Source organism: Candidatus Nitrotoga sp. M5, assembly GCF_927904885.1.
Taxonomy (GTDB): Bacteria; Pseudomonadota; Gammaproteobacteria; order Burkholderiales; family Gallionellaceae; genus Nitrotoga.
This window is the reverse complement of record NZ_CAKMNW010000052.1, coordinates 63,152-79,499: the sequence shown is the minus strand read 5'-3', so window position 1 is coordinate 79,499 and position 16,348 is coordinate 63,152. Positions and strand designations below refer to the sequence as shown.

The 16,348-nt window shown below is 46.4% G+C and carries 12 protein-coding genes and 1 pseudogene; 9 read left to right on the top strand and 4 right to left on the bottom strand.

Translation table 11 applies throughout. The features are described 5' to 3' along the window. Window positions 1-43: 43 nt before the first annotated feature. From grpE to dnaJ, 3 genes are all read left to right on the top strand, one after another. A complete protein-coding gene (gene grpE / locus MJ770_RS10215) occupies window positions 44-580 on the top strand; it encodes a nucleotide exchange factor GrpE (protein ID WP_239253602.1) in 537 nt (178 codons plus the stop codon). A 159-nt stretch (window positions 581-739) separates the two neighbouring features. After that, window positions 740-2,698, top strand: coding sequence for a molecular chaperone DnaK (gene dnaK / locus MJ770_RS10210; protein ID WP_239253595.1), 1,959 nt, complete (start codon window positions 740-742; stop codon window positions 2,696-2,698). Window positions 2,699-3,056: 358 nt separating this feature from the next. Further along, window positions 3,057-4,187, top strand: a complete 1,131-nt coding sequence (gene dnaJ, locus MJ770_RS10205; RefSeq protein ID WP_239253592.1) for a molecular chaperone DnaJ — start codon at window positions 3,057-3,059, stop codon at window positions 4,185-4,187. Window positions 4,188-4,261: 74 nt separating this feature from the next. Here the strand turns inward: dnaJ and MJ770_RS10200 are convergent. The 3 genes and pseudogenes from MJ770_RS10200 to MJ770_RS10190 all read right to left on the bottom strand — a co-directional run bounded on the left by MJ770_RS10200 (window position 4,262) and on the right by MJ770_RS10190 (window position 8,186). Further along, a pseudogene (locus MJ770_RS10200) lies at window positions 4,262-5,197 on the bottom strand (helix-turn-helix domain-containing protein). Window positions 5,198-5,557: 360 nt separating this feature from the next. Beyond that, a complete protein-coding gene (locus MJ770_RS10195) occupies window positions 5,558-7,462 on the bottom strand; it encodes an ATP-binding cassette domain-containing protein (RefSeq protein ID WP_239253588.1) in 1,905 nt (634 codons plus the stop codon). Between the two features lie 163 nt (window positions 7,463-7,625). Continuing rightward, window positions 7,626-8,186: a peroxiredoxin gene (locus tag MJ770_RS10190; RefSeq protein ID WP_239253584.1), complete on the bottom strand. Its 561-nt coding sequence runs from the start codon at window positions 8,184-8,186 to the stop codon at window positions 7,626-7,628. A 760-nt stretch (window positions 8,187-8,946) separates the two neighbouring features. Between MJ770_RS10190 and gdhA the strand changes: the two genes are divergently transcribed. From gdhA to MJ770_RS10165, 6 genes are all read left to right on the top strand, one after another. Further along, on the top strand, window positions 8,947-10,299 hold the full coding sequence (gene gdhA / locus MJ770_RS10185) for an NADP-specific glutamate dehydrogenase (protein ID WP_239253583.1): 1,353 nt from the start codon (window positions 8,947-8,949) through the stop codon (window positions 10,297-10,299). Window positions 10,300-11,103: 804 nt separating this feature from the next. Then, on the top strand, window positions 11,104-12,357 hold the full coding sequence (locus MJ770_RS10180) for an MFS transporter (protein ID WP_239253580.1): 1,254 nt from the start codon (window positions 11,104-11,106) through the stop codon (window positions 12,355-12,357). A gap of 238 nt (window positions 12,358-12,595) precedes the next feature. Beyond that, the gene (locus MJ770_RS10175) at window positions 12,596-13,399 is read left to right on the top strand and encodes a mechanosensitive ion channel domain-containing protein (RefSeq protein ID WP_239253666.1); all 804 of its coding nucleotides are present in this window, start codon (window positions 12,596-12,598) and stop codon (window positions 13,397-13,399) included. Beyond that, complete coding sequence (locus MJ770_RS15705) at window positions 13,329-13,541, top strand: hypothetical protein (RefSeq protein ID WP_445083149.1); 213 nt, start codon at window positions 13,329-13,331, stop codon at window positions 13,539-13,541. Before MJ770_RS10175 ends, MJ770_RS15705 begins: the two co-directional genes overlap by 71 nt. Before the next feature lie 199 nt (window positions 13,542-13,740). Then, a complete protein-coding gene (locus tag MJ770_RS10170; protein ID WP_239253578.1) occupies window positions 13,741-14,490 on the top strand; it encodes a ZIP family metal transporter in 750 nt (249 codons plus the stop codon). A gap of 173 nt (window positions 14,491-14,663) precedes the next feature. Continuing rightward, window positions 14,664-14,957 carry an HU family DNA-binding protein gene (locus tag MJ770_RS10165; RefSeq protein WP_239253576.1) on the top strand — a complete coding sequence of 98 codons (294 nt, stop codon included), beginning with the start codon at window positions 14,664-14,666 and terminating at the stop codon, window positions 14,955-14,957. Window positions 14,958-15,349: 392 nt separating this feature from the next. Here the strand turns inward: MJ770_RS10165 and MJ770_RS10160 are convergent, their stop codons facing one another. Further along, complete coding sequence (locus MJ770_RS10160) at window positions 15,350-16,297, bottom strand: LysR family transcriptional regulator (RefSeq protein ID WP_239253572.1); 948 nt, start codon at window positions 16,295-16,297, stop codon at window positions 15,350-15,352. Between the last annotated feature and the right edge of the window lie 51 nt (window positions 16,298-16,348).

Here is a 16,348-nt window from a genome sequence, read left to right as displayed (position 1 = left end):
TTCTACGTTACACATTTTTGATGAAATCATTTTGGAGAAGCAGATGGAACCCACCGAAGACTCATCCCAACAGTCTGAACAGGCTACCCCAACAGAAGAGACGCATAACTCGGAGGTTATGCCAAGTATTGAAGAGATGCTGCAAGAAGCTGAGCGCAAGTCACAGGAACACTACGACGCTTGGATGTATGCCAAGGCAGAAAGTGAGAATATTCGTCGTCGCGCACAAGATGACGTCAGCAAAGCAAGGAAATTAGCCGTGGAGAGCTTCTCCAATGAAATGCTGATGGTGAAGGATAGCTTGGAAGCTGGATTAGCAGTTGAAACCGCTACAGTAGAAAGTTTCAAGAGCGGCATGGAGCTAACTCTCAAGCAGCTTGATGCTGTATTCACAAAATTTAACATATCAGAGATCAATCCGCTCGGCGAAAAATTTGACGCCCACTGGCACCAAGCCATCAGCATGGTAGACAGTGAGCAAGAAGCCAACACGGTTGTGAGCGTAATGCAAAAAGGCTACCAACTACATGACCGCGTGTTACGACCTGCATTAGTGATGGTGGCCAAGGCAAAGGAATGACAACTACATAATTAAACGGCAGTCAGCTATTTTTTAATTGCATTTTCGCGGTCTTATGCAAAAATTTATCGTAACAACTTGAAATAGGCATCTGCTGCCCACAGATTAGGGACATACAGGCAGCAAAAAATTTCAACATTACATCTAAAAGGAAACATTATGGGTAAAATTATTGGTATTGACTTGGGCACCACGAACTCGTGCGTTTCTGTCATGGAAAACGGCAAATCTAAGGTGATTGAGAATGCTGAGGGTACTCGCACCACGCCTTCCATTATCGCTTATATGGAAGACGGCGAAATATTGGTTGGCGCACCTGCAAAGCGGCAAGCAGTAACAAATCCTAAAAACACGCTATACGGTGTCAAACGTCTGATCGGACGTCGTTTTGATGAGCCAATGGTGCAGAAGGATATGGGCATGGTACCTTACCCCATCGTTAAAGCCAAAAACGGTGATGCATGGGTTAAGGTTCGTGACAAAGATATTTCCATTCCGGAAATTTCCGCACAAGTACTCATGAAAATGAAAAAGACCGCTGAGGATTACCTGGGTGAATCGGTTTCTGAAGCTGTCATCACAGTGCCTGCCTACTTTAACGATAGTCAACGCCAGGCAACTAAGGACGCTGGTCGTATTGCCGGTTTGGAGGTAAAGCGCATCATTAATGAGCCAACTGCTGCTGCGCTGGCATTTGGTATGGATAAGCAGGAAGGCGACCGCAAGATCGCGGTATATGATTTGGGTGGCGGCACTTTTGATATTTCCATTATCGACATCGCTGAAATTGACGGAGAGCATCAGTTCGAAGTGCTATCCACTAACGGCGACACATTCCTGGGCGGCGAAGATTTTGACATGCGCGTAATTGAATACCTGATAGAGGAATTCAAGAAGGAAAGCGGTATCGACCTGAAAAAAGATATGCTGGCTCTGCAACGTCTGAAAGACGCAGCTGAAAAAGCCAAAATTGAACTATCATCAGCACAGCAAACTGAGGTAAACCTTCCTTATATTACGGCAGATGCCAGCGGCCCTAAACATCTGGCTCTCAAAATTACCCGCGCCAAGCTAGAAAGCTTGGTGGAAGAATTGGTTGCACGCACCATAGCCCCATGTAAAATCGCAATGAAAGATGCGGGCGTTTCCACTGCCGATATCTCCGACGTGATTCTGGTGGGTGGACAAACGCGGATGCCGATGGTGCATGAAAAAGTCAAGGAATTTTTTGGTAGGGAAGCGCGTCGTGACGTTAACCCAGATGAAGCAGTGGCAGTGGGTGCGGCCATTCAGGGTGGTGTGTTACAAGGTGAGGTTAAAGATGTTCTGCTACTTGATGTAACTCCACTCAGCTTAGGTATTGAAACCTTGGGCGGCGTGATGACCAAGCTGATCAAGAAAAACACCACTATCCCAACCAAAGCTTCACAAGTTTTCTCTACCGCAGAGGACAATCAGAGTGCAGTAACTATCCACGTATTGCAAGGTGAACGTGAAGTTGTTTCTGGAAATAAGAGCTTAGGACAGTTCAACCTCTCCGACATTCCGCCTTCTCCGAGAGGCATGCCGCAGATTGAAGTGACATTCGACATTGATGCCAATGGAATTCTGCATGTAGGCGCAAAAGACAAAGCTACCGGCAAAGAGTCCAAGATTACAATTAAAGCCAATTCCGGTTTGTCCGAAGCCGAAATTCAAACAATGGTTGACGATGCAGAAGCGTATGCCGAAGATGACCGCAAGGCGATTGAACTGGTTACATCGCGTAATCAGCTTGATGGATTAATTCATTCCACGCAAAAATCTATGAAGGAATATGGCGAACAATTGAGTGAGGATGAAAAAGCTGCAGTAGAATCTGCTTTGAAAGAAGCTCAAGAAGTAGTGAAAGGCGACGACAAGGAAATAATAGACGCCAAAGCAGAAGCACTCTCCACTGCTGCGCAAAAACTGTCAGAAAAGATGTATGCCGCTGAAGCTGGTCAGTCCCACGAGTCTGGTGAGTCTGATGCGCAAGCCGACAATAAGAACGATGACAGTGATGTAGTAGATGCAGAGTTCACCGAAGTAAAAGATGAAAAAGTAAAAGACGAAAAAGCCAAAGACGAAAAGAAGTAGTATAAGTGGAACGAGAGATGTCCGAAGCGCAATCACCGCGACTTTGAAACTAGTTAATTATCGCTTTGCTTATAGCTATGCAAAAATTAACTAGATGACATCTCTTTCTTCCTTTCCAAAATTTATGATTAATTCGGCCTGATACAGCGACATCTGTTCTTGGTTATTGCTGTAATTGGTTCGTTGTTATAATTGAACACTTTGAATCGAACATACTCATCAACTTAGTCGGCCGAAAAATCGAAAAAGACTAAAAAGACACAGATGCTATTTATGTATTTATTATTAAGCTAATGATCTTAATAATAAATGCATTACATAAATCTTAAATCATTAACCCCTAACGCATCATGCAAAAATGAAAAAACGTGACTATTACGAAGTGCTAGGCGTCAACCGTGACGCGTCAGATGAAGACATAAAAAAATCTTATCGCAAACAGGCAATGAAGAATCATCCTGACCGTAATCCGGACAATCCTAAAGCTGAAGAACGCTTCAAGGAAGCCAAAGAAGCTTATGAGACACTATCCGACCCGCAGAAACGTGCTGGCTATGACCAGTTTGGGCACGCCGCTGCTGACGCGGGTATGGGTGGAGGAGGTTTCAGTGGTGGTTCAGCCGGCTCCCATTTCGGCGACATTTTTGGCGATATCTTTGGCGCCGGAATGAGCGGAGCGAGCTCCCGCGGGCACAATCAAATGCACCGTGGCGCCGACCTGAGTTACAATTTGGAAGTAACGTTGGAACAGGCTGCACGCGGCACCGAAACGCAAATTCGCATACCGACTTTAATCAAGTGCGATACCTGCCATGGCAGCGGAGCCAAGGCAGGTACGAGCACGACTACCTGTACCACGTGTGGCGGGCATGGGCAGGTACGCATGCAGCAGGGGGGATTCTTTTCTATACAGCAAACCTGCCCACGCTGCCATGGCAGCGGTAAATCTATCATATCACCGTGTGGCTCTTGCCACGGCACAGGTCGCATTAAGCAACATAAGACATTGTCTATAAAAATTCCGGCTGGAGTTGATAACGATGACCGTATCCGCTTGTCCGGCGAAGGAGAGCTTGGCAGCAACGGAGGCCCACCAGGTGACCTGTATGTAATAATCCGTATCTCTCAGCACACGGTATTCCAGCGTGACCACAACGACCTGCATTGCGAAATGCCGATCAGTTTTGTTATTGCCGCCCTGGGTGGCGAAATTGAAATTCCTACGCTGGATAGTTCAGCACGCATCAAGATCCCAGCTGAAACGCAGTCTGGGAAAGTCTTTCGCCTTCGCGGTAAGGGAATCAAAGGGGTGCGTAGCTCAACCTTTGGCGATCTGCACTGCCATGTAATGGTAGAAACCCCTGCCAATCTCACTGATCGTCAAAAAGAATTGCTACGCGAGTTCGAGCAAATAAATGAAGGAGATAGCGAACGCCATAGCCCACGCGCAAAATCTTGGATGAATAAAGTTAAAGAATTCTTCGGATAGTAAGTGAGCTTGCTTTTAGTTGTACTAGCTCAGACCTGATCTGACAGTTACCGAATTTCAGGGTGCCTGTCAGATTAAATTTGGTTTAGATTTTTTCCACTCCAAACCTGCTTCCCACTGAGTAAGGTTTCCACCGGCGTTCTGCCATCGCAAACCTTGCCCTGATGAATTCTTTCATTACTGTAATAATTGAGCCATTCGTCTAGATCTTTCTGCAAGGTTTCCACATCGGCATAAAATTTTTTTCGAAATGTGACTTGGTAAAATTCCTGCAAAATGTTTTTGTGGAAGCGCTCGCATATACCGTTCGTCTGAGGTGACATCGCCTTGGTTTTAGTATGGTCAATGTCATTGATTGCAAGATACAGTTGGTAGTCATGTTGTTCTACTTTGCCACAATACTCGGTACCGCGATCCGTTAAGATACGCAGCATAGGCAGGTCGTGGCTTGTATAAAATGGCAGGACTTTATCGTTCAGCAGGTCAGCAGGTCAGCAGCAGTAATCGGTGTTTTAATGCCGGGATGAGCCGTTTCAATTTCACCGCAGGCCACATCATCCTCATGCTTGCGCTCAAGTGCGGCAATTTGCGCATCGCTGAGTACAAGACCCTCATTTGCGACTTTGGCTTCCAGTGCGCTCAAGCGGCCTTTGAAATTCTCAAGTTTGTGTCTCAGCCAAATAGAGCGGACGCCACTGCCTGAAATAAAGACACCGCGTTTACGTAATTCATTACTGGTGCGGTGCTGACCATGTGCTGGAAAGTCTACTGCATAACCGATGACAGCTTGTTCTGTATGTTCGTCAACACGATTCTTGAGATTAGGTACGCGGCGCTCGCGATTGATAAGTCCTTCTAAACCTTCGGTTTCAACGAGTTCTTGATAACGATAAAACGTGTCTCTTGATACGCCCATAAATCTTGCAGGCTTTGGAGACGTTTTGAAGCTCTGAAGCAAGATTGAGCAATCCTGCTTTATGTTTAATGATTGGGTTGTTAGTATGAAACATGAGCGTTACCTTTCTTTATGTTTGATGACGGATTCGACACCCATATCAAACTCGGTAACGCTCACTTTTACAAGTGCATTATCAGATCAGATTGAGACTAGTTCATTTTAGTTGCCTAATGCACTCAAGCTTGTTTTCTAAACTGTTCCTCGCAATGCATGCAAATCAACGGCCTACTCGTGCATCGTAACTGTTGAATCATACAATTTGAACTGGCGGCAAATGCTCGGCAAGTATTACTAAGCAGGCTATGTTTAATATTAAGCTTTAATGCATAATGTGAAAGATACGTTCCCAAGCACAATAATTCGCTCCACACCACGCAAACATACTCGTTCTGCGTGGTGCTGTCGATAAAACTTATCGGCTCTCTAACTCTTCCCAACGTGCCATCAGTTGCAATAACTCATCCTCAAGAATTACGGTGCGTTCTTGCAGCTGTTTGGCGTGGGTGGGATTATCACGGTAAAGATTGCCTGCGCCCAAAGTGGCAGCAAGTTCTTCCTGCTCTTGTTCCAGGGACGCGATTCGCTCTGGAATCTGTTCAAGCTCACGCGCTTCTTTAAAGCTTAGCTTGGTGACAGGTTTGGATTTAATAGCTTCAACCTGCGGCGATGTCTTGACAGGTACAGCTGCACTTACGGACGCTCGATTTAGAGCCTGTTGCTTCTTAACACGTACCCAATCTTCATATCCACCAACGTATTCCATCAATTGACCATCACCCTCGAAAGCGATAACCTGAGTGACCACATTGTCGAGGAAAGCGCGGTCATGGCTGACTAAAAACAGTGTGCCATCGTATTCCGCAAGCAGGTCTTCCAGCAGCTCCATAGTTTCAATATCAAGGTCATTGGTCGGCTCGTCAAGCACCAATACATTAGCCGGACGACTGAACAAACGTGCCAACAGCAAGCGGTTGCGCTCACCACCGGACAAACTTTTAACTGGCGAGCGGGCACGTTCTGGCGCGAATAAAAAATCGCCAAGATAACTAATAATATGTTTTCGCACACCACCAATTTCAATAAAATCAGCTCCCTGACTTATCGTATCTGCTAGCGTGGCATCTTCATTCAGTTGCGCACGCAATTGATCGAAATACGCCACTGCCAACTTGGTGCCCATATGCACCTTGCCGTTATCTGGGGCTAATTCGCCCAAGATAATTTTGAGTAGTGTGCTCTTTCCAGAGCCGTTTGGCCCTAGCAGGCCAATCTTGTCGCCGCGTTGGATACGGCAGGAGAAATCTTTAATGACTTGCCTGTCACCGAAAGATTTACTGATGTGTGACAGTTCCGCCACCAGTTTACCGGACCGATCGCCCGCCTCCAGATTCATGTCGACTTTACCCACACGCTCACGCCGCGCACTACGCTCGCGCCGCAACTGCTCCAGCCGTCGCACTCGTCCTTCATTACGCACGCCTCGCGCTTTGATGCCCTGACGTATCCATACCTCTTCTTGCGCTAGCACTTTGTCGAACTTGGCGTTGAGCACCGCTTCATCCTGCAACATCAACTCCTTAAAGCGCAGGTAAGCCGCAAAATTACCGGGAAAACTGGAAAGATTGCCACGATCTAATTCGACTATACGGGTAGTAACGTTATCCAGGAATCGTCGGTCGTGGGTCACGAACAAAACACTGCCGCGAAAATTGTTTAGCAAACCTTCCAACCATTCAATAGCTGAGAAATCAAGATGGTTAGTGGGCTCATCCAGAATCAACACATCCGGCTCAGCCACCAATGCCTGCGCCAATGCCACGCGTTTACGCACTCCCCCGGAGAGATCACCCACTCGACTGTCCGCATTCAACTCCAAACGTTGAATAGCAGTCTCGATACGCGCTTGCACCGCCCAACCATTTTGCGCTTCAAGTTTTGTTTGCAGAGGTTGCATCGCCTCCAACAGGCTTTCGTAATCGGCATCCGGTTCGGCAAGTTGATGCGACAAATGATGGTAATCGGTAATTATTTGTTGTAACTCACCCAGCCCGCGCGCAACTTCGTCAAACACAGTCGCTTCAACATTTAACTCCGGTTCTTGACTTACATAACAGATGCGCACACCAGGTGCACTCCATACAATTCCATCGTCTAACGCAGCCTGTCCGGCCAGTACTTTTAACATACTGGACTTACCGCCGCCGTTGCGCCCGATCATACCGACGCGCTCACCTTCGTCCAGTTGGAAATTTACATGATCAAGCAGTGGTACATGGCCGTAAGCAAGCGCGGCCTTTTCAAGTGTAATGTATGGCATCAGATATTAATTTAGGGTTAGAGTAAAAATTGATAAAAACGAAAGCACACTACTTATAGCACAATAGAAAAAATCTAAACGCCACAACAGGGTTCGGAAACCTCGATAGAAATACGACATACTACAAATAACTTAGGCGCTAAATTGTTGCTGGTAGTAATTTTCATACTGTTTCAGCTGCCAATAATTTATTCAAATCTTCAATAATTTCTTTTGAATGACGTGATGTTTTTACCTTGTTATATACCTTACTAATTTTACCTTGCGGGTCAATCAAAAAAGTATTACGCCGTGCCACCTTGATTATCCCAAGATTTCTTAGCACGCCATAACGCTTGGTCACATCAGCGTTCTTGTCCGCAAGCAATGGAAATGGAAGTGAATATTTTTTGGCAAAATCAGCGTGACTCTTGCTGTCGTCCACACTGATACCTACAATCTGAGCACCAAGTCGAGTTAATTGATGTAGATCGTCACGAAAATTGCATGCTTGCTCAGTGCAACCTGACGTATCATCTTTTGGGTAAAAATACAGCACTAACCACTGTCCATTAAAATCCGCCAACGTATAAATCTTTCCGTTCTGGTCAGGCAGCTTGAAATTCGGCGCAGCTTCTCCATCATTCAGAATTTCTCTGGCGCGCGCTAACTGACTTGCTACAAGTAAAGCGAATATGCTTAATAGACTAAATATAATGAATAGTTTAATTGCTACTCTCCTCATGTAAACTTTTCAGGAAAATTCCGTCACCTTAGCGATCATTCGCGTAAGACACAGCATTAACCCAACACCGTAATGATACCAGCCGAACACTACATCGCGCTTGTACTCAGTAAGTGAGAAACCATAGCCCGTGAAAATTTTTTTATCAAATGATCCCGACCTGTTCGTTAGGTGACCCGTACAAAGATGACACTTCGCGGTAACTGGGGCTAACTACTGCCGAATCAGGCAGGATCAGTACTCCATATACCTAAGACTCGTATAGTTGGCAGCTGGTTCCGCAACGAGGCTGTAACAGACTCAAGTTGATGCAAGCTTGAAAAAAGGAACCAGCACGTAGTAATTAGCCTACTACAAGTTGGTGAGGGCCTGAGCCAGTGCGGGGCGTGTACGCGGAAATTCTCTATGCACAGACAAAGTGGTACCCAGAGTTCGTTGATGCGACAATTGCCAAACCAAGGCTGATAAACAGCGTACGAACTTTGCCTGCTACAATCGGCGAGCGAATAGGCACAGCCAATTGAAATAGACTCAAAAAGAAGTACCAGTTCGACCATTGGCTTCCCGCAGTGCCTCCATTAGGCATCACAACTGAATGCTTCAGTGCATGTTCGTCGCATGCGATTGACACTCGATAGAATGCTATAGATTGCGTGCAATGTTCACCTTGCGGCGCTTGCTAACTCCTGTAATCGATTACGTTTGTGTTTGCTGGGAACCAAATATCAAATGAAAAATCAAGTAATAAAAGGTAACAACAATGACTTACGTACATGAAACAATCGTCGCGCTGCAGCGCAGCAGCCCGGCTCAGACCGAGTTCTATCAGGCGGTAGAGGAGATTCTGGAATCTTTGCGTGCGGTGCTGGAAACAGAGGAGAGATATCGTCGACATGCAATCATCGAGCGCATCGTCGAACCCGAGCGTCAGATCATGTTTCGCGTGCCGTGGATGGACGATCACGGAAATATCCATGTCAACAAGGGCTATCGAGTCGAATTCAACTCTGCGCTGGGACCTTATAAGGGCGGCTTGCGCTTTCACCCTAACCTCAATGCTGGCATCATCAAGTTTCTCGGCTTCGAACAGGTCTTCAAAAACGCACTCACCGGCCTGCCCATCGGTGGGGGCAAGGGCGGCGCAAATTTCGATCCCAAAGGACGGTCTGATGCTGAGATAATGCGTTTCTGCCAGTCGTTTATGAACGAAATGTATCGGCATGTAGGACCCAACACTGACGTGCCTGCTGGAGACGTCGGTGTAGGTGCGCGTGAAATCGGTTACCTGTTCGGTCAGTACAAACGTCTCACAGGCCGTTACGAAGGTGTGCTCACAGGCAAGAGCCTGTTGTGGGGTGGCTCCCTGGTCCGCAAAGAAGCGACCGGCTACGGTTGCGTCTACTTCGCGCAGGAGATGCTCGCAAACCAAGGTCTTGAACTCGCAGGGCGCGATTGCCTGGTTTCCGGTGGGGGCAACGTTGCCATCTATCTGATCGAGAAGCTCTATCAATGCGGTGCTCGGCCACTCACCTGTTCCGATTCCACCGGCACGATCCACGATCCGGACGGCATCAAGCTGGAAACGCTCAAGACCCTCAAGGAGGTGGAGAAAGTCAGTCTTAAAAATTATGTTCAGCGCCACGTGAGAGCTCACTTCATTCCGCTTGACGATTATCCCGAAGACGGTCACGCAGTGTGGCGCATACCCGGCGAACTGGCCTTTCCGTGTGCAACGCAGAATGAGCTGACCCGAGCAGATGCTGAAGCATTGGTAAACAACGGTTGTATTGCAGTCAGTGAGGGAGCGAACATGCCGAGCACACCGGATGCAGTCGACCTGCTACTCGACGCGAAATTACTTTACGGGCCGGGCAAGGCGGCCAATGCCGGAGGCGTTGCCACCAGTCAGTTCGAGATGGCTCAAAATGCGAGCATGCAACGCTGGACCTTCGAACAGGTTGATACCCAGCTCAAAGCCATAATGGCGGATATTTACGCGCGCGCGCGCGATACCGCAATCAAATACGAGGCGCCCGGCAATATCGTGCTCGGCGCCAATATTGCCGGATTTACTCGTGTTGCCGATGCGATGATCGAGCAGGGGCTGGTATAAGAAACTGTTATTTTTACAAATTTGTCAGTCAAGATGTTGCAATACGCGACTACTTCAGACATTTGCTGCTGGCAAGTAATCTTTCGTCGTGAGCGAGAATATGCTGAACAATACACATTTTATTACAAGGTTTTAACCACCGGCTTTAGCCGGTCAGCTTGAGCCTTGCAAATTCAGCAAGAGAGGAACATCTACATCACGTTCCTCCCTGCTGGTGTTACGTGTTTAGCTAGGCGCGTGCAGGAGGACTTTAGTCCTCTGCGCTGGGCTGCGCTAACCCACCTACTTTAGTAGATGGTAGTTAAGCTGTTCCTCAAAACAAAATCTGGCATTTTCAATTATGAGAGTTTAATCAACGCTGTGTTTGTAAATCATGTTGTTAGCTCATCTGACGAGCCACCTTGATGTGCAAACTGTGCATGCAACACGTGCGCTGATTCATTCAAGTGGCATAAATTAAGAAGCACGGGTTAACGTTAAAGCGGTTTAACAAATTGATTCTGAAGACAGTCTTAATTAATCTATAAAAATATGGGGATCGATTTGGATTATCGGAGGTTTGTTAATAGTGGCCCTGCCGAATTCGAGTAAAAGTTTATTCGCCATGTCGTGATAACTGCTCGTCACTTGTACCATAATCCTGTAAGGTACTGGAATTCAACACTGACCTGAGAGACAAGGAAATAAGGCAATGAATGATCTCTTCACTCAAGAGCTTGTCGCTTCGGTTTTATACTGGGCAAGATTAGCTCGATGCGTTCAGACTGACTTCGAATTTATTGAAAGTCGTTGCGGTCATACGCAATGAAGCACACGCTGGCGAAGGCCTCTGCCCTGTTGTTTGGCGTGGCAATTCTCCTGGCTGGCCAAGGCTTGCAGGGCATACTGGTTCCGACACGCGCGGCACTAGAGAACTTTTCGACGGTAACGATTGGCGCAATAGGAGCATCATATTTCCTTGGTTTCACCATCGGTTGTCTCCGTGGCGGAGCACTTCTTCGCGGCGTAGGACATGTGCGAGTATTCGCGGCTATGACCGCTGCAGCGTCATCGATGCCTCTGGTGCTAGGCCTGTGGGCCGACCCTTGGTTATGGGGCGTATTGCGCTTCCTGACCGGCTTTTGTTTTGCTGTGCTCTATGTGGTTATTGAAAGCTGGCTAAATGGATGTGCTAACAACGAGACCAGAGGTAGACTGTTCTCGATCTACGTTTTCATAACACTAACAGTGATAGCGTTGGGCCAGTTGATGATGTTCCTGTACGATCCGCGCGAGTTAGAGCTCTTCGTGGTTACCTCAATTCTCGTATCGTTAGCGTTAATCCCAGTCGTCTTATCACGATCCGATGAACCAGTGAAACCACAGGTTGTGCGGCTCAATCTACGTCGATTGTTTGAGCTATCACCATCGGGTTCTGCGAGCTGTTTTGCCGCCGGGCTGACCAATGGTTCTTTCTGGGCAATCTCGGCAGTTTTTGCGTCACAGGTCACCGGCAATACAGATTCAGCTGCGTGGTACATGACCAGCGGTGTGATCGGCGGTGCTATTTGTCAATGGCCACTCGGCCTTCTGTCTGATCGCTTGGACCGACGCCGAGTTCTGGCTTTTATAGCGCTCGGCGCTGGAGTTGCTGGCATGGTGATTGTCTTCGCAGGCTCAAGGATCCCTGAACTCTCATTAATGCTGCTCGGCGCGTTGTGGGGAGGCCTGGCGTTCCCATTGTATTCAATTGCAGTGGCTCTCATTAACGATCATGCGAGATTTGACGAATATGTGCAGGTCTCAAGCGGCTTATTGCTCTTGTATGGCTTGGGCGCCATCGCGGGACCATTGCTTGCAGCACTGGTGATCGGCGCTTTTGGACCGAGTGGACTATACGTATTTAGCAGTGCTGTTCACTTGTCACTATCCGTATATGTCGGTAGACGTGCCTTGCAGCGTTTGAGTGTACCGACTGAACAGCGCAGCGACTTCGGTGATGCATTGACGAGCGCGCAAACAGCATCGACTGTCTACGAAACAGACCTTGAGAACGAAGAGTTATCCAAGTCCACTTGATGGCATAGAATGCCCCAATTGGCATCAATGATCGAGGATAATCAGTAATGATATGACGACCATCTGGATGGGTAGCATAAACAACTTTCCGGGCAGCACGATCCATTGCGCTACATCGTAAACCGTTTTTTTGAAATCAACTCCATACCAGACATTACAACAGCAGCCCGATGTAAAACACCATGGCGATCAGCACTTTTACCAAATGTGGATATATTGGAGTTAAGTTTGTTTGGATATGGACGCTGAGAATATCCTCGATTTATTGTCTGCTTCAGCACTGGATAACTTCCTGAGCCTAATTAATAAACGAGCAAGAAAAAATAATTTTCCGCCAAAAGGTCTATTTCAGGCAGTTAAATTAATCGCCAGTGTGGTAACGATCTTACTTGCAGTTTCACTATTGATGGGTAAGTCACCGCTGATATTAATGAGTGGTTTAGGCGCATTATCGGCGGCACTGCTTCTGATCTTTAAAGATCCCATCATGGGGCTTGTAGCGAGAATACAGCTATCTGCGAATATAATGTTGTCGGTTGATGACTGGCTAGAAATACCGAAATATGACGCTGACGGAGACGTTATCGATATTGGATTAACAGCGGTGAAAGTGCGCAACTGGGATAATACGATTACTACAATATCCACTTATGCTCTGATATCCGACATTTTCAAAAATTGGCACGGCATGACTGAGTCTGAAGGAAGAAGAATTAAAAGAAGTATTCTTTTCCAGGCGAATAATGTCTGTTTTCTCGATGACAAACTACTAAGTCGGCTTCCTAAAGCAGATTTATTAAGCCAATATATTAGCGAGCGACTAAAACTTATCGAGAATGAAAACACAACCAGAAACACGGACATGTCTATCTTACCTAACGGTCGTAGATTCACGAATATCGGCACATTCAGGCAGTATCTACTAACCTATTTTCGCGAAAATCCAAAAACACATCAAAAAATGTACCTTAATGGAATGGCAGCTCGAGCCATCTACAGCAGGCCTTCCCATACAAATTTATGCATTCACGAATACTTCTAGTTGGGAAGAGTATGAAGGTATTCAATCGGATATTTTTGACCCTCTGTTCGCAATACTGCCTGATTTTGACTTGCGCGCACATGACGCACCCGCCAGCCATAGTAATCGGCGGTTAGAATTGCGAGAAGACGATATCCACTGACATTCTCTCTGTAACCTTAAGCCGCCCCCCTTGGTGATACTATGATGACATTTCAATGTATGGGTGATTCTTCGATTAATCAGCACAAGCAATTAAGCCTCTAAAATACCGTCTATATTTAGATTTTAGGTCAACTAAATAATTTAAATATATGTAATTAAATTATTAAAAGTTAAATTTATTTAATGGAAGAGGTAGTATGTCACTGGAGGTAGAGGCTGCATTTTGGGGAGGCATTGCTGGCTTAGCGCTGCTTTTGGGCGCTGCTTTAGGCTATTTCGTTAAATTGCCACATAAAATAGTCGCGAGCGTCATGGCGTTTGGCGCCGGTGTACTAATTTCAACCTTGTCGTTTGAGCTTATGGAAACAGCAACCCACAAAGGTGGGTTACTTTCGTCCGTAATGGGCTTTAGTTTTGGCGTCATCCTATACTCCAGCGCAAATGCTGTACTTTCTTTATACGGTGCAAAACATCGCAAACGATCTAAATTTCCCGGCTCACACTCAGCAAAAGGTGCCAGCACCGCTATTGTGCTGGGCGCAATAATTGACGGTGTGCCCGAAGCGGCAGCCATTGGTGTCAGTCTGCTTGAAGGCAAAGGCGTTGCATTAGTCACGGTGCTCGCCATTTTTTTGTCGAATATCCCCGAAGGCTTATCTAGTTCAGTTGGTATGCGAGCATCAGGAAAAAGCGCGCGTTACGTTTTCGGTTTGTGGTTTTCCATTGCAGGAGTTTGTGCAATGTCAGCGTGGCTAGGGTTTCGGTTTCTTGGTTTGTTCGGCGATATCTACGTGGCATTCGCAACCGCGGTGGCTGCAGGGGCAATTTTAGTCATGATTCTTCAAACGATGGTTCCTGAAGCTTTTGAAGACATCCACAATATCACCGGGCCTGTCGCTGCAGCAGGGTTTTTAACTGCATATTCAGCAAGCGTACTCCTCGGATAACATCAGCTATAAGAGATATTATTGTGCGCTAATGACAATTAAAATTGTCATTGCAAAAAAATCAATACAAATAAATTCGAGACTGCAGGATGAAGGTTTATTATAATTTCTTGTAATTGATACTATGACTTGGTACAGTTCAGCGTCTTTTCAACCACACGGAAGTCAACATCATGAATAAATCAGAATTGATTGATGCAATCGCCAAGTCTACTAAGCAAACAAAGTCCAGTATAGAAGAAACTGTGAATGCATTAATGGCCGCAATTCAAACTTCTTTAACAAAAGGCGATAACGTTCAACTAATAGGTTTTGGCACGTTTGCAGTAGAAGCACGCGCTGCGCGAATCGGTCGTAATCCAGCCACAGGCAAAGAGTTAAAAATATCAGCCAAAAATGTAGTTAAATTCAAAGTCGGCAGTAAATTGAAAGATGCGGTCGCTGGCGCAAAAACCAAGAAAAAATAATGGGATAACTTTTAAATTACCTAAATCAGCAGGAGGAAGGATGATGTAACCTGCTGCAGATTATTTGAATCAAGAGTTGAACGAAGCCGCTACGCGGAGAACCGCTATGTCCGCTATCCGATCCAAAATAAAATATAATCCGTCCCAACTTGGGATTTTTATTGTACTCGCGAGGTTGTACAGTAAGAAAACCACACTTACAAAAAGATTTCGATCAAAGCTCCTGAACCTATCTCAAGCTCAACACCGAGCCTTGGGTGAACGGATATCTTGAATAACCTCTGCCTGGCCGAGCAATAGCTCATGAAATATTTCTCTGACCTGCTCTAATTCCCATTCCTACGGGAAAAACTCATCCACTTATGTCCGACGCCCCATTATTTGACCACGGCTTAAAATAATTTACGCACTTGGCTCAATATCCACTGAGTCTCGGGATCGCTTTCATATAAAGGGTGCCAGGTGAGATTTAACCGAAAGCTTGGGAACCCTTTAGGCGGCTCAAGGAGGCAAAGGGGGAAGTTGTTCATTAGCTTCAGCGCAACGCGAAATGGAACACTCAGCAGGTAATCGTTTCCGCTGACAATTTGTGCAGCTACCCAGTAACTTCGCGTCGTCACTGCGATGGACCTTTGCAACCCCTGCTCGGCAAGCCAGGTTTCAACTATATTGGTACGCAAGCCTAGAGGAGAAGGATAAACATGACGTAATTCCTCGAATTGTTCAAGGTTTAATTGCTGTCGAGCTGCCAATGGGTGGTTCTGGCTGACTAGGCAAACTAACCGATCACTGATCCAATTTTCAGAGCGTAATCGCTTGGAGACCTTGTTATAAGCCTCCGCACCAATGATAAAACTGAGCCGACCGGTTTCTAATAAGTGCTCGGGGTCCTCTGCCGTTAGCATATGTACAACAAGCTCAACATTTGGCGCTGATTGACGTAGACTCGCAGCTAACGGAGGTAGAACGATATTCTCACTATAGTCATTCATACCAATAATGAAGCGCGCGCGTGAGATGTCTGGCTCAAAAGGCTGTGCGGGCTGTATGGTGCGAACCACTTGTTGCAGAATGGAGCGCACTGGCGCTTCCAAAGCAAGGGCACGTGGCGTCGGCTGCATCCCCTTGGCGCTGCGCACCATGATAGGGTCTTCAAGCATCTCGCGTAATCGCTTCAGTGCATTACTCATGGCTGATTGACTTAAAAAGACACGCTCAGCAGCCCGAGATACACTTTTCTCTTGCATTAGCACATCAAAAACCAACAATAAATTTAGATCAATTTGACGCAGTATTGAATCATTATTGATTTCATGAATACCTGAATCATTATTATTCATTTTACAAATTATAGCAGAGCAACTAAGCTTTCCCCGTCGAATATTCGATAA